Source organism: Ruegeria sp. BF7, assembly GCF_056538605.1.
In genome coordinates this window covers 61,991-83,224 of sequence record NZ_JBQFTM010000011.1, presented here as the reverse complement: position 1 = coordinate 83,224, position 21,234 = coordinate 61,991, and the positions used below count along the sequence as shown (strand labels likewise).

Genomic DNA, 21,234 nt, shown 5'->3' with positions numbered 1-21,234 from the left:
GGCTGGCATGGCTCACCGCGACCTCAAGAACCAGCAAGGCGTTCAGCGAACCAAAGATGGGGCGTGTCACCCTGACCAAAACAATTTGCTATACGGTGCATCATATTTTGGCCAGTGTACTTTGATCAGGAGTGCCGTTCATCTGTGCTGGAAGTGCAAGCCGCTAACAAAAAATCTGTGTATAACTCTCATGACTGATCGTCCACTGTCTCACATTCGCGTCCTTGATTTCGGGCAATACCTGGCCGCACCTCTTGTCGGCATGATGCTTGCCGACATGGGGGCCGAGGTCATCCGGATCGATCAGCCAAATGGCCCCGCCTTTGACAAGCCGGCCTTTCGGATGATCTCGCGCGGAAAGAAAACTCTGACGCTGAATCTGAAAACGGATCAGGGGCGGGAAACCGCGATCGAATTGGCCAAACGCGCCGATGTGGTGATCGAGAACTTCCGACCGGGGATCATGGATCGCCTTGGGTTGGGGCCGGATGCTCTTCGGGCTGCAAATGATCAACTGATATACCTTTCCATGCCCGGGTTTGCGTCTACCGATACGGAACTGGCCGCACTGCCCGCGTGGGAGGCCGTAATCGCCGCCTACGCCGGGCAATTCACCGATATGGGCCTGAACCGGCGGCTGATGGGCATCAACCCGTCCTTCACGCCGCTGACGCTGGCCTCAGCCTATGGCGCAAGCTTCGGAGCCATGGCGGTTCTGTTTGCCCTGAACGCGCGCGAGCGCAACGGTGGGGATCATATCGAAGTCCCTTTGGCCGCCGCTCTGCTGGAAGGTCTGATCTACAATTGCGAGCAGATCGAGGATTACCCGGAGCGCTACAAGTCCCCGCGCGAGGTCGAACTGGATCGGCGCGCAGCCGAAGGCCTGCCGATGAACCTCAAGTTCGATGAGCTGTCCGAATTCCTCGACCCGTTCTATCGCACATATACCTGCGCCGACGGGCGGGGGTTCTATGTCGTCTCGGGCTCAGTTGCCACGCATCCCCGGCGTGTACTGGAGACGTTGGGGCTCAAGGATCTGGCGGATGCGCTGCCCGATTTCTCGGCTTATCTAGACACAAAGGACTGGCCAGCGGAATGGTCGATGCGCAACTACCCCGTCGGCGCCTCTGATCGAGCGCGCGTGTCCTCGGCGATGAAAGAGGCATTTTTGACCCGCCCCGCGCATGAGTGGGAAGAGCTGTTCGGAACCGCCAAAGCCCCTGCCACGGCACAGCGGTTCAGCAAGGAATGGTTAGCCGACTCGCATGCTCTGGCCTCGGGTCTGATTCTGCGAGTCGAAGATGCCGACTACGGAGAGATGCGCCAGATGGGCAACGTGGCCTGGCTGTCCGGGGATGAGGCGGCAGTGGACAAGACCGGCCCGACGGTTGCGAACTTGGACGCGTTGCTGGCCGAAGCCCCACGCGCCAGCGGCACGACAGGCAGTGGTGGTTGGTTGGAAGGTTTGAAGGTTCTGGACCTCACCAATGTTATTGCTGGCCCAACCATCGGCTCAACTCTGGCGCGTTATGGGGTTGAAGTAACGCTGGTGCAGCCAGTTGAGCCCTCGGTCGATCCCTGGAACACGGTTGTTTTTGGCATTCACGCGCAACGGGGCAAGGAGAGCATCCTGCTGAACCTGCGCAGTGACGAAGGCCAAGAAGTTCTAGCCAAGCTCATTGCCGAAGCCGACGTGATCACGGTGAACGGCACGGATGAACAGCGCGACAAGTTGGGGCTTGCACCCGAACAACTTAACGCGCTCAACCCGCGCCTCATCCTGGTTCAACTGGATGCGTTCGGCGGACCGATGCGGGGGCCGAAATCTGATCATCTGGGTTATGACGATCTGGCGCAGGCGGCCACTGGTGTCATGGTGCGATTTGGTGGCGGCATGGATACTCCCGAAGAACACGCACATTTCGGAACCATCGACGTTCTGACCGGTTTCTGCGCCTGCGTGGCATTGGGAGGTGCGCTGTTGCGACTGCGCGAAACCGGAATGGGCGGCGTTGCACGGGCATCTCTGGCGGCGGCCGGCAACCTCATTCAGGCACAGTTCATGTATGATTATGACGGCCGTGCGCCCTTTGACGAACCTTCTGGCCGCGAGGCGCTGGGTTGGGGTCCGTTCTACCATTGCTATGAAGCGGCGGATCAGTGGATGTTCTTCGCCGCCCCGAGGGAACGGCAAGCCGCCCTTACCCGTGTCCCCGATCTTGCCGATCTTGCAGAGGCGCCATCTGATGTTCTGCATGACGCCCTGGCGGAGCGTTTCAGGACGCAGCCCCTTTCTTACTGGCAAAAGGCATTCTCGGTTGGTCAGAGCACGGTTGTCCCGCTCGCATCCCTGCACGAAACACGCGAAAAAGCCCTAGAGCTTGAAAGCGCAGGTGACATCGACCTTTCCGATGCGACCTTCCGCGTTATTCGCCATGATCAACACCCGATGGGGCGCTGGTGTGATCTGGTCGCCCCGAACGCGGTGCGGCCAAAGTCCGGACGGATCAGTATTCCGGCGCCCATGCCGAAATATGGGCAACACACGCGGACCATTCTGGCGCGGCTGGGTTATGGGGGTCAGCAAATCGACAACCTAATCGCTACCGGTGCTGCAGGAACAAGCTGGTCGGAAAAATACCTGCCCGAATAATCTGGCCTAAAGCGGCGTCTCCACGCTGAGCTACTTGCCAATAGAAGGCAATGCCTGATTTCCTCAACTGCCAGTTCTCGGCAATTGGTTATGGATACGTTGTGCCACTTAAATGGTTTCGTTCTTCGGCAAACAGCGCACAGGTATCCCTGCCGCTCAGGTCCAAATCGATTGTCTGTGACCGCTGACAGCTCTGCCAATTGGCATCCACCATCACCAGCGCCGGATCGGCGGCAGGCAAGCTGGTGCTTCTGATCAGATCAGCGGCGCGTTCGGCCAACATCAATGTCGGCACATTGAGGTCCCCGGCCGTGGCCTGTGGCATGACTGAGGCGTCCACAACGCGCAAACCCTCTATACCGTGTACGCGCATCGTGCCCGGATCAATGACGGATTGCGCGTCCCCGCCCATCCGGCAGGTGCCGCAGGGATGATAGGCGCTTTCGACCCTGTCTTTGATGAACTGATCAATCTGCGCGTTACTCCTGCAATCCGACCCCGGAGCAAGCTCCCGCCCGGCGAAAGGGGCCAGGGCGGGTTGCCGGAAAATCTCGCGCGTCAAGTGGACGCAAGCACGCATTTCCTGCCAGTCGTCTTCGTGGCTCATATAGTTGAAACGGACGCGCGGGGCGCCTAGCGGGTCAGATGCATGTAGCCGCACCCTACCCCGGCTTTTCGATCGTTTCGTGCCCACATGCACCTGATACCCGTGGCCCTTGGCCAGCGATTTCCCGTCATACGAAATGGCCAGCGGCAGGAAATGAAACTGAATGTCCGGGTAAAGGATACCGGCGCGGCTGCGGATGTGAGCCCCGGCCTCGAAATGGTTGGTGGCCCCCAAACCATCGCGGCGCAGCAGCCAGCGAAATCCGATCCGGGCTTTTGCCCAAGGGCTCATATACGGGTGGAGCGATACCGGCTGCGTGCATTCCTGCTGCACGTACAACTCCAGATGATCCATCAGGTTGCCGCCGACGCCGGGTAAGTCATGGACAACAGCGATGCCAGCTTGTTGCAGCGTGCCTCCCGGCCCAATGCCAGAGCGCTGCAGGATCGCCGGCGACATGATCGAGCCTGCCGACAGGATCACCTCAGATCCCCGTGCCTGAACAAGCTTTCCCTTGTGGTCATATTCGACGCCGACCGCCTTGCGCCCTTCTGTCAGAATGCGCGTTGTGTGGGCGTGGGTCACGACCCGAACGTTGCCCCGCGCCATGGCCGGACGCAGATAAGCGGTGGCGGCACTGCAACGCTCACCGCCGCCCACGTTCATTTCCATCGGACCGAAGCCTTCATGCTGGATGTCATTCATGTTGGCGCTGCGAGCATATCCGGCCTGAACGCCCGCCTCGATGAACGCCTGATAGAGAGGGTTGGTTTCCGACCCCCGGGTCACCTTGATTGGACCACATTGCCCCCGATATGCACTCAGGTCCGAAGCACTTTCCAGTCGCTTGAAATAAGGCAACACATTAGCCCAGTTCCATCCCGTGGCACCGTGATCCGCCCAAAGCTCATAATCCATCGGATTGCCGCGTACGTAGCACATGCCATTGATCGAGCTTGATCCCCCCAGCCCCTTGCCGCGCGGCAAGTTCATGACACGCCCGTCCAGATGCGGCTCGGGTTCGGTCACGAACCCCCAGTTGAACCGTTTGGTGTTCATCGGGATCGACAGGGCCGAGGGCATCCGCACGATCATCGCCTTGTCGCTGCCTCCGGCCTCGATCACCAGAATGCGCTTGTGTGTATCTTCGCCCAAGCGGTTCGCCAGAACGCAACCCGCAGAACCAGCGCCCACAATGATATAGTCGTAGTGCTCCATCCGGTTCAGCGGATCATCGCCATGAATTTGACAACGGTTTCGGGCTGTTTCCACGTACCCGTGAACCCCTTGGGCAGCAGGAACGCTTGGCCGGGCCCGAACCTGTCAGAGCTGCCATCAGGGTAAATCAACTCGACCGTTCCTGAGATCATGTACATGAACTCGTCATAGGCATAGTCAACAATCTCATCCGTGTAAGGCTCACACCTCCAGGTCCCAACGCGCACCTCATCCGAGGCGCGATCGATCACTAGGTTTTCCCACTCCTGCGGAGAGGCCACCTCGGGCGAGCTCATGACCATCTGGCGAGGGTCAGCCATCAGGGCATGTGTCCCGGCATCGGTCAGGTTGATGGCGCGGATCATTTGGACCTCCGGAATTGTGTTTCGAAACGGCTAGCATTGATTGAACAGTGGTTCAACGAAATATTGAACAGCGGTTCAATGATGTCTCTGGCCTTCGGCTCATGCCCCGTCTACTACTGCCTGAAGTCAGGAGATCTCAGCCCGTGTCCCGTTTGACAGACATTCAAACACGCAAACTTCAGATAATTGAAGCCACCATGGACGTTCTGAATGATCAGGGGTTTTGTGCGCTGAAGATCAGGGATGTGGCGCGTCAGGCGGGTGTTTCTGCCGGGCTGGTCTGCCACTATTACGACACCAAACAGGGGCTGCTGCTGGCGGCGATCCGCCATGCGGTGAAGTCCTACGGGGAGCAACTGGACCTGATCGCGGAACAGGGCACCCCTCCTCGGGACAAGGTGCTGGCGCTGGTGCGCATGGCGCTGGCGCCCGAGCAATCGAACAAACGGCTGTCGTCGGTGTGGCTGACGCTCTATTGCCTAGCCGGGTCGGACGCGGAGTATCATCAGGAACTGCTGCGCTATCAGCAGCAAAACCTTGTCGTTGTTCGCGCGGCAATTGCGCCGCTTTATTCCGGTGAAGAGGCCGGGCACATAGCGCGCATGATCGTTGCGCTGATTGACGGAGTATGGCTGCAACACGCAACTCGCGTCGAGCCCGTCGACCTGAAAGCGGCCCAGAATCTGGTGGCCACCCTGACAGAACAGGCGCTATCAGCGCACCGCTCAGACGGACCTTAGACTGCCCGCGCGACGCGATCGACGAACCGGGATCGGGAGTTACCCGCTAACCGAGGACAACCTCGTCGCGCCAACCGCGTGTGTGTCACTTTCGGCAAGGCTTTTCCAAGCGTCATACTGCGACAGAAACACCCGGCCGTTCAGAACTTCGGGAAAATGTGTGCGGTTCAGCCTGTCCATGACCGGCCCCTTGACCTCGGACAGATGCAGACCAACCCCCATATCAGTCAGCCGGTGGTTTATCGCCTCAAGGCTTTCTAGGGCTGAAAAGTCCACCTCGTTCACCGCCGAGAACATCAACACCACGTTTCGAACCGCGCTGCCTTCGGCCACGCGGCTTTGGATCAATGTCTCCAGAAAACGCGCATTCACGAAATACAGGCTTTCGTCAACCCGCAGCGTCACCAGCGAAGGCACCGTCTCAACCTCATGGCGCAGGATGTTCCGGAAATGCTGGGTTCCGGGGACAAGGCCCACCTCGGCCACATGCGGGCGTGACGTCTTGTAGAGGTGCAACAGAACCGAGATCGCCACACCGGACGCCACCCCAACCTCGACCCCCAACCCCAGAGTCAGCAGAATGGTCACGGTCACAGCGATAAAATCGGCGCGGGAGTAGCCCCAAGTCTTCTTCAGAATGGACAGGTCCACAAGGCTGAGCACTGCGACGATGATAGTCGCAGCCAGCGTGGCCTTGGGCAGGTAGAAGACCAAAGGCGTCAGCGCGACCGCGGCAATGGCCAGACCAATGGCGGTAAAAGCACCCGCCGCTGGCGTTTCCGCCCCGGCGTCGAAATTGACGACCGAGCGGGCAAACCCGCCGGTTACCGGATATCCTCCGGTAAAGGCGGCACCCAGATTTGCGGCCCCAAGACCGATCAATTCCTGGTCCGGATTGATGCGCTGGCGTTTCTTGGCGGCCAGAGTTTGCGCGACCGAGACGCTTTCGACAAAACCAATGATCGAAATCAGGATTGCGGGAACTGCAAGCGCGCTGATCAGGTCCGGGGAAAACCCCGGCAGGGTCAGGGGTGGCAGGCTTTGGGGGACGCTCCCGACGATCTGCACGCCCTTGGCAGCCAGGTCGAGTTGCCAGACGGCAACGGTTGTGGCGACCACCGCTGCGACAGGTCCGGCTTTGGTCAGAATATCGGCTAGCACCGGCGGCACACCCAGCCGGTTCAGTAACGGTCTAAGGTTTTTTCTGACCCAAAACAGAAATCCGGTCGCCAAAGTTCCGATTGCCAAAGTCACCCAGTTGACCTCGGGTAGATGGTCAAAGATCGAACCCAGCATTTCCGGCAGCGTGTGCCCATGTGCGCTGACCCCCAGTATATGCTTGACCTGACTGATCGCGATCAGAATGCCCGATGCGGTAATGAATCCGGCAATCACCGGATGGCTGAGGAAATTGGCCAGAAACCCAAGGCGCAGTACGCCCATGAGTACAAGAAAGCCGCCAGACAAAAAGGCAAGCGTCAGCGCCGCAACCGCATAGCCCGCCGTGCCCTGTTCGGCCACCTGCCCGATGGCTGTCGCCGTCAAAAGTGAAACCACCGCCACGGGCCCAACGGCCAGCGCCCGACTTGTGCCAAAAATCGAATACAGAACGATGGGCACGATCGATGCGTAAATCCCCGCCTCGGGAGGCAACCCCGCCAGCAAGGCATAGGCCAGCGATTGCGGGATCAGCATGATCGTCACGATCAATGCCGCAATAAGGTCGTTCGAAAAGGCACCGCGCGTATAGGTTCGGCCCCAGTCCAGAACAGGAACATAGTGGCGGAGGTGTTCGATCATCAAGTCTTTCCGGCATTCTGAGCGGGCAGTGCTGCCGACACCGCCCGCATGTTGCTGCGCTCAAAAACACAGGCAGTTTCAATTCCTACTCTGGAGAGACCTTCAGCTTCTCGGGCCGTGCCATCCACTCCTTGCCGCGCAGCATGGCCTTCCAGTAAATCGGTGGCAGCAGGCTTTCCTTCAGGAACCATGCCATGCGGCTTGGCTGGGTGCCATCGATCAGGAAACGCGGGAAACTAGGTTTCAGCGCACCGCCATAGCCGAATTCGGCCAGAACGATCTTGCCGCGCTCGACCGTCAGCGGGCAGGAACCATACCCGTCATATTGCGCCACGGCCGAACGCCCTGCGATGTCGGCCACAATGTTGCCCGCCACAGTTGGCGCCTGTTTGCGGGCCGCGGCGGCGGTTTTTGCATTGGGCGCATTCATCACGTCACCAAGCGACCAGATATTGTCGTAGGTTTTGTGGCGCAGTGTCGATTGATCCACGTCGACCCAGCCCGCCGCGTCCGCCAGCGGCGAGACACGCACGAAATCGGGTGCAGTCTGGGGCGGGCACACATGGATCATGTCAAACTCGACCTCGACTGTATCCGGGTTACAATCCGGTTTGATCACTTCGAAAACCGCCCTTTTGGCAGGCCCGTCGATCGAAACCAGATTGTGGAAGAAGTTCAGCGTGGCACCGTATTTCTCGACGTAACGTTCCAGCGCCGGAACATAATCCTTGACCCCGAACAGCACGCCGCCCGCGTTCATGAACTGGATGTCGATATCCTTCAGTGCGCCGCTACGAAACCAGGCGTCCCCCGAGAGGTACATGGCCTTCTGCGGCGCCCCGGCGCATTTGATCGGCATCGGTGGCTGTGTAAACAGCGCCCTGCCCTCCTTCATCTCCTGCACCAGTTGCCAGGTGTAGGGCGCAAGGTCATAGCGGTAGTTCGACGTCACCCCATTGCGGCCCAGGGTCTCTTCCAGCCCCTCGACCTTGCCCCAATCCAGTTTCAGACCGGGGCACACGACAAGGCGGTCGTATTTCACCACCCGGCACCCATCCAGAACGACGGCGTTGTTCTGCGGCTCGAACGCCGCGACCGCAGCCTTGATCCAGTGTACACCCTTCGGGATCAGGCTACCCATGGTTTTCGCCGTTGTCTGGGCGTCAAAGATGCCGCCGCCCACCATGGTCCAGCCGGGCTGATAGTAGTGGATGTCAGCGGGGTCGATCACCGCAATGTCCAGATCGGGTTGACGCGACTTCAGGCTGGCAGCGACCGAAATGCCACCTGCACCCGCACCGACAATCACCACCTGGAAATGCGCATCGCCTGTATCCGTCGGCGTTTTGCCACCATTGGCAATACGGCGGGCCACGCCGTTCATGTCATAGCCGGCCGCCTTGGTGGCCAACAGGATCTCGGACATCGGCCGTTTCTTGGCCTCATGAAACGACCACAGCGTGGCCGAGCGCGTGCCGGTCCGGCAATAGGCCAGCACCGGGCGCTGGACGTCCTCCAACGCCTCACCAAACGCCGAAACGTCCTGATCTTTCACCATGCCTGACTGCACCGGGACATAGCGCGCCTCGATCCCCGCAGCCTCGGCTGCGGCGGCAATTTCCTTGAAAGAGGGCTGATCTGCGCCTTCGCCATCCGGCCGGTTGCAGATGATCGCGCGGTACCCTTGTGCCGCAATGGTCTGGACGTCATCAACCGTGATCTGCGGGCTGACCGTGAACTTGGGCGAAATGATACGAAGTTCCATGGCTCTCCTCCCTTTTGCGGTTTACAGGCCGTTGACCGGCACTTTTAGCATCGGGTTGCCGTCAGCGTCGGTCGGCACCTCTCCGGCACGCATGTTGACCTGCAGGGATGGGATGATGAGGTTGGGCATGGCAAGCGTGGCGTCCCGGTCGGTGCGGAACCTGACGAACTCCTCCTTCGTCTTGCCGCCGCCAACATGGATGTTGTGAGCCTTTTCCTCAGCCACGCTGGTTTCCCAGGCGATATCGCGCCCGTTCGGTCCGTAATCGTGGCACATGAACAGCCGGGTCTGGTCAGGCAGGGCCAGAACCTTCTGGATCGAGTCATACAGAACGCCTGCATCCCCGCCCGGAAAATCGGCTCGGGCCGAGCCACCATCGGGCATGAACAAGGTGTCGCCGACAAAGGCCGCGTCGCCCATCACATGTACCATACAGGCCGGGGTGTGACCGGGCGTATACATGGCAAAGGCCTGCATAGTGCCGATCATGTAAGTGTCGCCATCCTCGAACAGCGCATCGAATTGTGACCCGTCGCGCTGAAACTCGGTGCCTTCGTTGAAGACCTTTCCGAACGTATCCTGCACTACGGTGATCTTCGATCCGACCCCGATTTTACCGCCCAGTTTTTCCTGAATATACGGCGCGGCGGAAAGATGATCGGCGTGGACATGGGTTTCGATGATCCACTCCAGCTTCAGTCCTTTTTCCGTTATCACCCGGATCAGTTCATCCGCATGATTAAAGGTGATGCGGCCCGCCGCGTAATCGATATCCATAACGCTGTCGACGATGGCACAGGCGTTCGAACCCGGGTCCTTGACGATATAGCTGATGGTATTCGTGGCCTCGTCGAAGAACGCGAAAACGTCTGGTTTTACGGCCATGTTTACGGGATAGGTCGTCATGTGTTGTCTCCTCCGGGTCGTATTCAGGGTGTGGCAACCGTTCCGGTCAGCCGCAGTCGCTGCAGGTTTTCAGGCCGATGATGCGATAGAGCGGGCAGTTCCCCACAAAGGCCGTTAGCGTGAAAACCGCTGCGACGATCAACGCCAGCCAGAACAGGGCGCCGGTACCAAGCATGGTTGTTCCAAAGGCTGCATAGGCCAGGGCTGCGGCAATCACGATGCGCAGGGCGCGGTCTATTTTTCCCATATTTGTGGTCATGTCTCACTCCATCGAGAATCGATGGACATTCAATCGCACAGACGGAAGCGGAGCTTTGGTGACTTGATCACCAAAGCCGTGAGATTTCGCAATTCAGAAGGGTTCAGGTGGCACTGGCCGCTTTCACCATATGCTCCAAGCCTTCTCGTTCGGTCAGGCGGACCTCGCCACGGGCCTGCTCGACCCAGCCGCGGCGCTGGAATTCGGACAAGGTGCGCGAGACAACCTCGCGCGCGGTTCCAAGTTCAGTTCCCAGAATGGCGTGGGTTGCGTGCACCACGTTGTCTTCATCCGCAAGCTCCAGCAATCGCGCGGCCAGACGTACATCCATGCGCTGAAAAACGATGTCGTCGATCAATGTGAACAGATCGGTGATCCGCCGGGAATAGGCGGTGAAAACAAACTCGCGGAAAACCGTTGATTTTGCGACCAATCCGTCAAAGGTATTTCGCGGGATGGCCACGGCAGTGATGTCCGTTTCAGCAATCCCGTCGGCCGAATAATCCTCGAACGCCAGCATGCAGGCGGTGGTCAAAACACAGCTTTCACCGGCATGAACCCGGTACAAAAAGACCTCTCGGCCGGTATCCGATTTCTGCTGCACCCGTACGGTGCCGTCCAGCAACAGCAAAAGGTTGTCCGCCGTCTGGCCGGGCGCAAAGACCTGAGTGCCCGCCGGCAGGGAAACGACCTGACTGCCTGCGACAAGCTCTGCCCGAATGTCTTCAGGCAAGCGGCTCAGGCCTTTGAATTTGTCGATCCACGCGTGATCCATGTCTTCCTGCTCATCTATGGTGGCTTGGGACGTTCCACAATAAAACGCATTCGTTAAGGTGAAAGCGTATCCGCTGCCCAATGTAAACCATTCAGGCAAATCCCCGATGGATGGAAAATGTGATTGTATTGTGCCGATAGCACAGATTCAGGGTGGCCGGTAAAACCGCAATTTGGCGCAGCCCTGATTTCGTTCGCGACCATGAATTCTCGTGTTTTTTTCGGGTTCGGGATGCCCTTGGACACTCTTTGAGCGAAACCGAGTGCTGTAATCGAGCGTCCCCGAGCAGAAAACCAAGGATTTCGTCAAACCAGACCAAACCTGATCGCCAAAAGCACCGCCTAAACGCCAGCCGGATTTAGCGGATTTTGTGCCCCTGACCCACATCTGTGCCCGAATTCACCCGATGTTCGGATTCAAATCGTTTGAGTCCGCCTCTGTCATACTAGTTGGGGCTGAAGTTGCACGCGAGGTCCGAAAGGGTCAGTTTGGATTTGGGTATTGTTCATTCATACAGTTCACGAAGCTAGCCACCTGAAATCAGTAAATATCAGCCAGTTTCCATGCTTCACGGAAGTTTGCGACAAGATTCATGCAAGTCACTCAAGTCTTTCGAGAAACTTGGCAACGACCTCCTCCCACAGGCTCGGCACGTATAGTGCCCAATGTCCGTCTCCGTAGCCCGGAAGCTTGACCAAATGGAGCTGGCTATCGGCACCAAGCGCCTCCATTTCCGCCAGGTTCGCACTGAAGTGTTCAACGCTGTAATGCGAGTCCTGCTCACCATAGACCGATAGGACCGGACCGCCGAATGATCTAATCCGCCTGAACAAGGTTGGGTTGATCGACGGATCACCATGTATTTCGTTCACCCAGCCCCCAACAAAGTTGATCACACCCGCAAAATCCTGCGGGGCATGTCCGGCTTGCATGATCGCTACCACACCCCCGCGCGACATGCCCGCCAGCAAGGTTTTGCTTGTGTCTACGTCCGGCCTTTGGCGCAGCGCCAACAATGCAGCGTTTGCATCGGCCAGTGCCCGTTCGGCCCCCGGTAGGGACAGGGCAGAATCTCGGGAATACCCCAGCGATCTGTCCTCGGCGAAGCCTTCATCGTACAATCCATCGGAACCGCCCCGGCCGCGTCTTTGCGGGTACGCAACCAACCAGCCATCCGCATTCAGAACATCCGCAAACCAGTCGTATGACCAGACCCGCCCGAAGTCATTCGGGTTTGTGCCCCGACCGGTTGACCCGTGATGGACAATCGCAAGTGGGAACGGCCCCTCTCCTTCCGGGCGATAAACCACAACAGCGAGCCGGATGTTGCTGCCGTCTTCAACCAACCCTGTCTGCAGGAATTCAAGCTCACCAATCGAAAACCAGTCACCCGCCGGAGAGGCCAACAGTGCTGGCAGGTTTTGGCGCTCGAGGATTGCGAAACCCTTGTCGTCCGCGAATACACCGCGCAAACGCCCCGAAGCCGAAAGCCAATACCGTGCGGGAAAACCGTCATCGGCAAAGATCAGTGTATCACCTTCGATCCTTGCTTTGCGCCGGAACCACCGGCCGCGGTAATTCAGGTCATTTCCCACCGCATAAATGACGTCCGCACGGTCGTCATGTCCAAGGTTCTCAATGATAAATATGTGGTTCTTTCGATTGTCAAACTTCCCGACCCACGTCCCCGAGAACGGCAAATCCACCCGCTCGAAAGAAACCGCATCGTCGGGCAGTGGAACATCGCCCACGAACATGGATTCCTGCGCGCCAGACATTTCGGTGAGCAAGATTGAAACGAAGATAAATCGCCCAAAAAAATACAGCATGTCTAAATCCTACGCCGCGCAGTATGGCCGATCCAGAGCTGGTTTCAAAACGCGGCTTCACCAGCAAGCACCGCAGTGGATTGGCTGTCGTTAATATGGTTTAACTTGATCGGATCAAGTTGTTTCAGTACGCAGCAAAGCCCGTGTTCCACCTGAAACAGGTCTGCGCAATGATCACAGCGGCGGGGTGCTGGACTAATTCAGTGTTGCGGCCAGGTCGTCGGCTACGCCGTTCGCGTCGGTCCACTTTGCCCCGCGCACGGCCGAGGAGGCGGTGCTGGAAGGGTTGCGGGCCGGATTTGCAATCTAGCTGGAAACGATGTGTCCACCAGATCACCGACGCTGTGCTGGACCTGATGCATTAGGGATATGAAAAAGGACATAGATCTGCGATCCTCCTGCTGACCCAGTCAGACATGGCCCGTATCCGATCGTAAACCCGATCTGCGGGATTGATGATATTCGACATTTCTACCGGGATGGATTGATGCGCTTTGCAAGAATACTCCTTCTGGTCATTGGGGCCTTGGCCGCAAATGTTGTTGCGACCCGACCGGCTGACGCGTGTTCGGTGTGCATAACGATGCCCGAAGCATCCCTTGCTGATCACTTGCTTTCTGCTGATGCCATCGTGTTGGCCGAACCAGGAGCGGACAACCCGTTTATGTTTGTTCCAAAAGAATTGCTTAAAGGAACGGCACAGGACCTCGCAATATTGCCCGAGATTCCCTTTCTGATTGACAGCGCAACACGGGCCGCCTTTCGGGCCGACCCGCAAAAAGCTGTTCTTTTGACATATGGCGCCACGGACAAAGATGATGCGGGGCGCAGCCTGTCCCGAAAATGGCGCCGAATCTTCATGATTACACCGGAGAGAACACGGTTTCTGAAAGCGCTGGTCTCCGCAGAAAAGGGCTGGCAGCCGGACAATGTCGGCACTGCCGAACGTATCGATTTTTTTGCCACGTATGTCTCTCACGAAGACAGGGTATTGCGGGATACCGCGTTGATTGAAATCGATCGCGCTCCGTATGAGCTTGTTCGATCGTTGCGAATAAAGGTTCCCAAAGATCAACTGCTGCAAGAGTTGCGCGATATCAATCGAGTCGGTTTTGTCCCAGTTTCCATTCGCCTTTTGGGCTTGCAAACAGACGACGCCCTGGCTGTCGCGATTGTTCGGTCACGTTACCCCCGTGCCTTGCGCACAGGCAGCAGCTATTTGTACGAATGGACACTGGCGGGGATAGAAGTGGATGGGTCAAAGGCGGTAGACGCCGCCGACGATGCGCTTGGTACCGGGAACCGAAATCTGGAATATCGGCGCGCTCTTGTTCGTGCTTTGGCGGATGGCGGCACCGCGTCACCAATGCTCCAAGAGCAGATCATCCAGATTTTCTCGCGAGTATTGAAAGACCAAAGCGAGTTGGCGCTGGATATCGTGATTGCTTCGCGTGATTGGGGTGAGACGCGATTGGACGATCAATTCAAAGCGTTATTGGAACAGGAAGACACCGATCCGATAACGCGGTTCGTTATCCAAACCAAGCTCGCGCCACGAGAGTGAATTCGCACCTCAAACTTCACCGACGGCTTGTCGGGACTGAAACTGGCATCAGCAATCGGACAAGTGTAACGGGTTGCCATACACCCAGAACCTTCTGCCCAAGCGGTTTAAGTTTGGCGCCGTGTCTGCCAACCAACCAGACTTAAGCAACCAAACAAGATCGCGGCGACGCAGACTATAGACGGGCCCGCAGGTGTATCGAACACATAAGCAGCCCTCAGCCCCGCAACAGCGGAAAACGCACCGATCACGGCGGCAATCAAAGCCATGGTTTCCGGGGACTTTGCAAGGCTGCGCGCCGCAGCAGCCGGTATGATCAACATCGCCGCGATCAGCAATACTCCCACCACCTTGATCGCCACGGCCACAGTTACAGCCAGAGAAAGCGTCAGGATCAACTGCTCGCGCTTGGGGTCAAAGCCGCTGGCATAGGCCAGTTCTTCGTTCAATGTCGCGGTCAGCAGTTGAGACCACCGCCACGCAATCAGCGCTACGACAAGCGCAGCACCTCCCCAGATCACCACAAGGTCAGAGCGAGAAACCGCAAGAATATCGCCGAAGAGATATGCCATCAGGTCAATGCGAACGCCCGACAGGAACGAAACCGCCACAAGGCCAAAAGCCAGTGCGGAATGGGCTAAGACCCCCAATAGCGTGTCCATCGCATAGCCACGACCGGCCAACAGGGTGACGGTTAGTGCCATGACCAATGCAACAGCCAGTGCCCCGGTGAAGACCGACATTTGAAAGGTCAGCGAAAGGGCGACACCAAGGATTGCTGCGTGGGCTGTTGCGTCTCCGAAATACGCCATCCGGCGCCAGACGACGAAACACCCAAGGGGGGCCGCGGCAAGGGCAACGCCAACACCCGCAAGTGTCGCGCGAGTCATAAAATCATCAAGCATTATTCCGCAGCTTCCTGAGAGTGGTCACAGTTGTCGTGATCGTGGTCATGATCATGTCGATAAAGGGCCAGCGCACCGCCGGTACCGGTTCCGAATAGCGCGCGGTATTCCGGGGCTGAGGCGACAACGGCGGGCGATCCTTCGCAGCACACGTGTCCGTTCAGACATATCACCCGATCCGAGGCACTCATGACCACATGCAATTCGTGGCTGATCATTAGAATGGCACAGCCGGTTTCGCGCCGTACATCTTCGATCTGGCGATAAAACGCAGCTGAACCCGGCTGGTCGAGCCCTTGGGTCGCTTCGTCCAAAAGCAGGATATCCGGCCGATTGATCAGAGCACGGGCCAGCAAAACCCTCTGAAACTGCCCGCCGGACAATTGTGACATCTGGCGCTGCAAAAGATCAGGCACCCCAGCCGTTTCAAGCGCCTCGGCGCAGCTTTTGCGTGAAACACGGTGGGTCAGACCCATGAAACGTTCAACAGAAATCGGCAGTGTCGGATCAATATGTAATTTTTGCGGGACATAGCCGATCTTCAAACCGGGCTTGCGGGAAACGTTCCCCACGGATGGCTTGGTTGCACCAATGATAGCCCGCAAAAGGCTGGTCTTGCCAGAGCCATTTGGTCCGACAATGGTTACGATTTCTCCCGGTTCAATTGCCAAGTCCACGTGGTGTAGAACGGTGTTTGCGCCATAGCGCACGCTGAGGTTCTCAACGGTAATAAGGGTCATTTCTACGCCTTTTCGGTGCAGTCTGGGCAGAGTCCCTCAGCTTCTACAACCGTTCGTTCAATCTCGAAACCCGCTGCACGCGCTGCCGCACCCAAGACGCCCTTGGCCGGGGTCGACTGAGCCTCGGCCACGGCATCGCATTTTCTGCAGATCATGAAGGCCGGAGAATGGGCTGCGCCAGGATTTGAGCAGGCGACAAACGCGTTCAAACGCTCGATCTTGTGCACAAACCCGTTTTGAACAAGAAAGTCGAGGGCCCGGTAAGCCACCGGAGGCTGAGATCCAAATCCTGCGTCGCGCAATCGGTCAAGGATGGGATAGGCCCCAAGCGCCCTATGCTCTTGCAGCAACATCTCCAGAACCTTGCGTCGCACCGGGGTCAGACGAAGCCCTTCCTGTTTGCAGTGGGCTTCCGCCGTGGCCAGCGCGGTCTCAACGCAATGCTCGTGATCATGTTCCTGGAACCCGACCGGGGCCGTCTTGTCGACTGGCAGGGGTTGCGCGTCACTTGTCATGTTATTCCATATCATGTATGCGGCTCGTAACGTTATAAAATCACACAGAGGGTCTGATGTCCAGAAAGCTTCTCCCAGTATCGATCTCGGCTGCACTTGTGGGTGGCACGGCCATGGCGGATGTTCCGAACGTGGCAGTCGATATCGCGCCACTCCATTCGCTGGTGACCCGTGTCATGGATGGTGTTGGAACACCTGACCTGATCATCCAGCCGGGTGCGTCGCCTCACGAATACAACCTGCGCCCATCGGAAGCCGCCGCACTGCAAGAGGCAGACCTGGTGTTCTGGATCGGTGAAGACCTGACACCTTGGCTGGAAGACGCGGTCGGGACTCTCGCTGATGGCGCCTCAGTCACATCGTTGCTTGCCTCGGACGGAACAGTTCGACTGGATTTCCGCGAAAACGTCTTGTTCGAGGCACATGATCATGCCGACCACGGCGACAAGCATGCCGAAGACGGTGAGCATGCGCACGAAGATGAACATGATCACAACGACGACGATCATGATGACGAGCACGCGCATGAAGACGAGCATGATCACAATGATCACGCCAAGCACGACGATCATGACCACGAGGACCATGATCACGCAGATCATGCTGACCACGATGATCACAACGATCACGCACATGGCAACCATGACCCCCATGCCTGGTTATCTCCGGCAAACGCCGATACCTGGCTGAACGTAATTGCGGCGCAACTATCGGCTGCTGATCCAGACAACGCGGGTGCATATTTTGCTAATGCCGCGGCTGCACGCGAAGAAATGGCGGCACTGTCTGCCGAAGTGGTCGAAACCCTGGAGCCGGTCCGTGGCGGCAGCTTCATCGTGTTCCATGACGCCTACCAGTATTTCGAGGATGCATTCAACTTCCCGGCCTCGGGCGCGATTTCCCTCAGCGACGCATCCGACCCAAGCCCGGCGCGTATCGCCGAAATTCAGGACCGTATCCGCAAAGAGGGTATCGACTGCGTCATGACCGAACCTCAGTTCAACCCCGGGATCGTTGCAACCGTTCTGTCTGGCACCGAAGCCAACACCGGGGTAATGGACCCACTTGGTTCTGATCTTGAGCCCGGTGCGGAACTCTATCCGCAAGTTATCCGCAATATGGCCAATACACTGGCCGAGTGCCTCTAAACCGAATCCCGGCTGAAGTTGGGATTTCGGCCGGGCCAACCACCTCCTACTGCACGCGACGAACCGTATGCCATACTCCAACCGACCGCGCCCCTGCATCATTTCCCAAGGCGCTTTAGGTTTCGTCTCTACCAGCATGTTTTAGCCTGCGTTGTGATCGTGCATTGGACAGCTTGTGTTGTTTTTCCATTATGTTATGATATCACATTCCGAAAACAGGAGAGAATGGTGATTTCCCAGGACGCACAAGACGTAGACCTTACGAAAGACAGACGGCTACCCGTCACTGTTCTGACAGGCTTTCTGGGTGCCGGGAAAACAACGCTCTTGAACGCGGTACTATCAGAGTCATCTTCCGAGAAAATCGCGGTCATTGTGAATGAATTCGGCGAGGCCGGGCTGGACCATGATTTGATCGAAACCACTGAGGATGAGGTCATCCTGATGCAATCCGGCTGTCTGTGCTGTTCCATTCGGGGGGATCTGGCCGGAACCATCGCAGATTTAATCGATCGGCGGGACGACGGGCTACTTCAGTTTGAACGAATTGTAATCGAAACGACGGGTCTTGCTGACCCCGGCCCCATCCTGCAGACGCTATTGATTGAACCCGAACTGGGGCGCACAACCCGCATGGATGGCTTGGTGACCGTCGTCGATGCAGCCAATGGACCCGAGACTCTGGATGCGCAGTTCGAAGCGGTCTCACAGGTCGCGATGGCCGATCTGATCCTGCTCAGCAAAACCGATCTTGTTTCCAAGACGGCGGCGGATACCTTTTCCAAGCGATTGAATACGCTCAACCCCACTGCCCGGGTTGAGTGCCCTATCGCTGGGCAATTCGATCCAAAAAAACTATGGGGGCTGAGCGGCTTGCGCAAGGGTGTAGCTCAGGAAGACGCAATCCTGTGGACGACGCCGAACGCCGACCCCAAGGCAGACTCATTTGCTAACCTGTCCGGGCTGTCCAAGCCCAAGCCGGTGGCGTTTGCACCGACGCCTCATGATATCCGGATCAGTTCCGCCTCGATCATTCTGGATGCGCCAATCAAGGACACTGTTTTTGACTACTGGCTGGACACCCTGATTGCGCTGAAAGGCCCTGACATTCTGCGCGTGAAAGGCATTGTCTTCCTAGAAGGCATCGAGGTGCCATTCGTGTTTCACGGCGTGCAGAACATCTTCGACCCGCCCATTCCGCTGAACAACTGGATCGGGGATGACCGCCGCTCGCGCATTGTGGTCATTGCCCGTGATCTCAGCCATCCCGAACTGCAGCGCAGCCTCGACATGTTGCGCGCCCATCAATCCAACACCGCAACGCAGGAAAACTTCTGAGCCATGACTGATACCCGTCTTCCCGTCACCGTCCTGTCCGGCTTCCTCGGGGCCGGAAAAACCACGCTGCTGAACCGTGTGCTGAACAACCGCGAAGGCCGGCGCGTTGCCGTGATTGTCAACGACATGTCCGAAGTGAATATCGACGCTGACCTGGTGCGCGCCGAAACCGTGCTGAGCCGCACCGATGAAACGCTGGTCGAGATGTCGAACGGCTGCATCTGCTGCACCCTGCGCGATGACCTGCTGAATGAAGTACGTCGGCTGGCGGCTGAAGGCCGGTTCGACTACCTGCTGATCGAGTCCACGGGCATCTCGGAACCCCTGCCCGTTGCTGCAACCTTTGATTTCCGGGACGAGGATGGCAACAGCCTCTCGGATGTCGCCCGCCTTGACACCATGGTTACGGTCGTTGATGCCGTGAACCTGCTCAAGGACTTCTCCAGCCATGATTTCCTGCATGACCGAGGCGAAACAATGGGCGAAGGCGATGAGCGCACTCTGGTGCATCTACTGACGGATCAGATCGAATTTGCAGACGTGGTCATTCTCAACAAGATTGACGATGCCGGGGCGGAACGAACCGATGCCGCGCGCAAGATTATCCGCAGCCTGAACGCGGACGCCGTTATCTTGGAAACAAACCATTCCGACGTCGACAGCGACGCCATTCTGGACACCGGCTTGTTCGATTTCGAAGCGGCTCATCAGCACCCAATGTGGGCCAAAGAGCTCTACGGTTTCGACGACCATGTTCCAGAAACCGAGGAATACGGTGTTTCGTCCTTTGTCTACCGCGCACGACAGCCGTTTGAGCCCGAGAAAATTCTGGCCATGCTCAACGGCGAATTGCCCGGTGTGATCCGTGCAAAGGGCCATTTCTGGATTGCGACGCGGCCTGAATGGGTGGCTGAGTTCTCCCTCGCGGGCGCCCTTTCGAGCGTTCAACCGATCGGCACCTGGTGGGCGTCCGTGCCGGATAGCCGGTGGCCCGACCACCCATCGGTGCTGGACTACATCAAACAGCATTGGAGCCAGCCATGGGGCGACCGGCGGCAAGAGATTGTCTTCATCGGCGCGGGTATCAACTGGCCGGTGCTGAAGTCCCGGCTCGATTCCTGTTTGCTGTCCAAGAACGATGCACCCGGACCGGACGCCCTTCCAATGGATCTGCCCGACCCGTTCCCGCTCTGGCGCCGGGTGGAGGATGCCGCGTGAACTTTGTCCGAACAGAATTGAAAGATGTGGCGGTGGGTGTCGGTGTTGCATACACCACCGAAGGACTGGCGGAAATCGAAATGCCGGGATGCGCTGCGACAATCTGGCGGCGTCAGCCTGATACCGAGTTTCAGGCATGGATCGACGCGCTCGACCCATCACAACTTCCCAGCGCACGGCTCATCCTGCGTCCGGAGGCAATATCAAGTGCCGTGCAACATCTGTGCGACATTGCGGGTATGCAAGACACGACTGAACGCAGCTGGTTCGAAAACGATATCTCCGATTTGGCTGCCCGTTTTGCCAAGATAATGCGCGCGCCTTTTTTGCGCCTGCGTCTGGACGCGATCACCACCAACGCCTGCCGGAAGTTCCACATTGACGCAATCTATGCCCGCCTGATCTGCACCTATCGGGGCACCGGCACACAATACGGAATTTCGACAGATGGCGCAGACCCAATGCGGGTTTTCACTGTCCCGACCGGCGCGCCGATGATCATGCGCGGTACTCTCTGGCCGCAGGATCCACCCGTTGGTCTGGTGCATCGCTCACCACCGATCGCGGGTACGAGTGAAACGCGCCTTATTCTTGTGCTGGATCCAATTTTTGACATCGACGAGGTCGAATGATGGGCCGCAATCTTGGTAAGACAAACCTCAGGAAACGGCGTCGCCGAGAGGACCCGATGCGCGAATTCGACCGCCTTCCCCCAGTTTTACGCGCGTGGGTGGCGCAAGCCGCCCTGCCCTGGCGTCCACGCTCAGTTCTTCGGGCCTACAACAATGCGCTGGCTCGGACGGGTGACCAAAGACACGCGCTGGAGGAGTTGAGACGCCTTGAGTCTGTGCAGTTAGCGAAAGACACGGTAACAACTGCGGTCATGTGA

The 21,234-nt window shown here is 57.9% G+C and carries 19 protein-coding genes; 8 read left to right on the top strand and 11 right to left on the bottom strand.

Translation table 11 applies throughout. From position 1 onward, the window contains the following. The first annotated feature begins 190 nt into the window (after positions 1-190). Positions 191-2,653, top strand: coding sequence for a CoA transferase (locus ACR0IK_RS18350; RefSeq protein ID WP_480642648.1), 2,463 nt, complete (start codon positions 191-193; stop codon positions 2,651-2,653). Between the two features lie 88 nt (positions 2,654-2,741). Here the strand turns inward: ACR0IK_RS18350 and betA are convergent, their stop codons facing one another. Together betA and ACR0IK_RS18340 are read right to left on the bottom strand one after the other, a co-directional pair. After that, positions 2,742-4,478: a choline dehydrogenase gene (betA, locus tag ACR0IK_RS18345; RefSeq protein ID WP_480642692.1), complete on the bottom strand. Its 1,737-nt coding sequence runs from the start codon at positions 4,476-4,478 to the stop codon at positions 2,742-2,744. A gap of 5 nt (positions 4,479-4,483) precedes the next feature. Then, on the bottom strand, positions 4,484-4,843 hold the full coding sequence (locus ACR0IK_RS18340) for a cupin domain-containing protein (RefSeq protein WP_480594921.1): 360 nt from the start codon (positions 4,841-4,843) through the stop codon (positions 4,484-4,486). A 143-nt stretch (positions 4,844-4,986) separates the two neighbouring features. Between ACR0IK_RS18340 and betI the strand changes: the two genes are divergently transcribed. Then, on the top strand, positions 4,987-5,583 hold the full coding sequence (gene betI / locus ACR0IK_RS18335) for a transcriptional regulator BetI (RefSeq protein WP_480642646.1): 597 nt from the start codon (positions 4,987-4,989) through the stop codon (positions 5,581-5,583). A 39-nt stretch (positions 5,584-5,622) separates the two neighbouring features. On the opposite strand, the gene ACR0IK_RS18330 is transcribed toward betI, so the two are convergent. The 6 genes from ACR0IK_RS18330 to ACR0IK_RS18305 form a co-directional block, all read right to left on the bottom strand. Further along, positions 5,623-7,383, bottom strand: coding sequence for a SulP family inorganic anion transporter (locus tag ACR0IK_RS18330; protein WP_480642645.1), 1,761 nt, complete (start codon positions 7,381-7,383; stop codon positions 5,623-5,625). 85 nt (positions 7,384-7,468) lie between these two features. Next, positions 7,469-9,148, bottom strand: a complete 1,680-nt coding sequence (locus tag ACR0IK_RS18325; RefSeq protein ID WP_480642644.1) for a bifunctional protein tyrosine phosphatase family protein/NAD(P)/FAD-dependent oxidoreductase — start codon at positions 9,146-9,148, stop codon at positions 7,469-7,471. A gap of 21 nt (positions 9,149-9,169) precedes the next feature. Beyond that, positions 9,170-10,054: an MBL fold metallo-hydrolase gene (locus tag ACR0IK_RS18320; protein WP_480642643.1), complete on the bottom strand. Its 885-nt coding sequence runs from the start codon at positions 10,052-10,054 to the stop codon at positions 9,170-9,172. Between the two features lie 46 nt (positions 10,055-10,100). Further along, a complete protein-coding gene (locus tag ACR0IK_RS18315) occupies positions 10,101-10,313 on the bottom strand; it encodes a YgaP family membrane protein (RefSeq protein ID WP_480642642.1) in 213 nt (70 codons plus the stop codon). A gap of 103 nt (positions 10,314-10,416) precedes the next feature. Further along, positions 10,417-11,088: a Crp/Fnr family transcriptional regulator gene (locus tag ACR0IK_RS18310; RefSeq protein ID WP_480642641.1), complete on the bottom strand. Its 672-nt coding sequence runs from the start codon at positions 11,086-11,088 to the stop codon at positions 10,417-10,419. 599 nt (positions 11,089-11,687) lie between these two features. Continuing rightward, positions 11,688-12,917 carry an alpha/beta hydrolase family protein gene (locus ACR0IK_RS18305; protein WP_480642640.1) on the bottom strand — a complete coding sequence of 410 codons (1,230 nt, stop codon included), beginning with the start codon at positions 12,915-12,917 and terminating at the stop codon, positions 11,688-11,690. A 583-nt stretch (positions 12,918-13,500) separates the two neighbouring features. On the opposite strand from ACR0IK_RS18305, the gene ACR0IK_RS18300 reads away from it, so the two are divergent. After that, complete coding sequence (locus ACR0IK_RS18300; RefSeq protein ID WP_480642639.1) at positions 13,501-14,481, top strand: hypothetical protein; 981 nt, start codon at positions 13,501-13,503, stop codon at positions 14,479-14,481. 107 nt (positions 14,482-14,588) lie between these two features. Here ACR0IK_RS18300 and ACR0IK_RS18295 read toward each other — a convergent pair whose 3' ends face one another. From ACR0IK_RS18295 to ACR0IK_RS18285, 3 genes are read right to left on the bottom strand one after another with little or no spacing between them, the layout of a single operon-like run. Continuing rightward, positions 14,589-15,386, bottom strand: coding sequence for an iron chelate uptake ABC transporter family permease subunit (locus ACR0IK_RS18295; RefSeq protein ID WP_480642638.1), 798 nt, complete (start codon positions 15,384-15,386; stop codon positions 14,589-14,591). Continuing rightward, positions 15,386-16,126: a metal ABC transporter ATP-binding protein gene (locus ACR0IK_RS18290; RefSeq protein ID WP_480642637.1), complete on the bottom strand. Its 741-nt coding sequence runs from the start codon at positions 16,124-16,126 to the stop codon at positions 15,386-15,388. Before ACR0IK_RS18290 ends, ACR0IK_RS18295 begins: the two co-directional genes overlap by 1 nt. A 2-nt stretch (positions 16,127-16,128) precedes the next feature. Then, complete coding sequence (locus tag ACR0IK_RS18285; protein ID WP_480642636.1) at positions 16,129-16,656, bottom strand: transcriptional repressor; 528 nt, start codon at positions 16,654-16,656, stop codon at positions 16,129-16,131. A 41-nt stretch (positions 16,657-16,697) separates the two neighbouring features. Between ACR0IK_RS18285 and ACR0IK_RS18280 the strand changes: the two genes are divergently transcribed. The 5 genes from ACR0IK_RS18280 (at position 16,698) to ACR0IK_RS18260 (ending at position 21,234) form a co-directional block, all read left to right on the top strand. Then, a complete protein-coding gene (locus ACR0IK_RS18280) occupies positions 16,698-17,789 on the top strand; it encodes a zinc ABC transporter substrate-binding protein (protein ID WP_480642635.1) in 1,092 nt (363 codons plus the stop codon). Positions 17,790-18,014: 225 nt separating this feature from the next. Continuing rightward, positions 18,015-19,127 (top strand): CobW family GTP-binding protein, encoded by a 1,113-nt coding sequence (locus tag ACR0IK_RS18275; protein WP_480642634.1) that lies wholly within the window; start codon positions 18,015-18,017, stop codon positions 19,125-19,127. 3 nt (positions 19,128-19,130) lie between these two features. Further along, positions 19,131-20,345 carry a GTP-binding protein gene (locus ACR0IK_RS18270; RefSeq protein ID WP_480642633.1) on the top strand — a complete coding sequence of 405 codons (1,215 nt, stop codon included), beginning with the start codon at positions 19,131-19,133 and terminating at the stop codon, positions 20,343-20,345. Continuing rightward, positions 20,342-20,977 (top strand): DUF1826 domain-containing protein, encoded by a 636-nt coding sequence (locus tag ACR0IK_RS18265; RefSeq protein WP_480642632.1) that lies wholly within the window; start codon positions 20,342-20,344, stop codon positions 20,975-20,977. The genes ACR0IK_RS18270 and ACR0IK_RS18265 overlap by 4 nt, the downstream gene beginning before the upstream one ends. Next, positions 20,974-21,234, top strand: a complete 261-nt coding sequence (locus ACR0IK_RS18260; RefSeq protein ID WP_480642631.1) for a DUF6525 family protein — start codon at positions 20,974-20,976, stop codon at positions 21,232-21,234. Before ACR0IK_RS18265 ends, ACR0IK_RS18260 begins: the two co-directional genes overlap by 4 nt.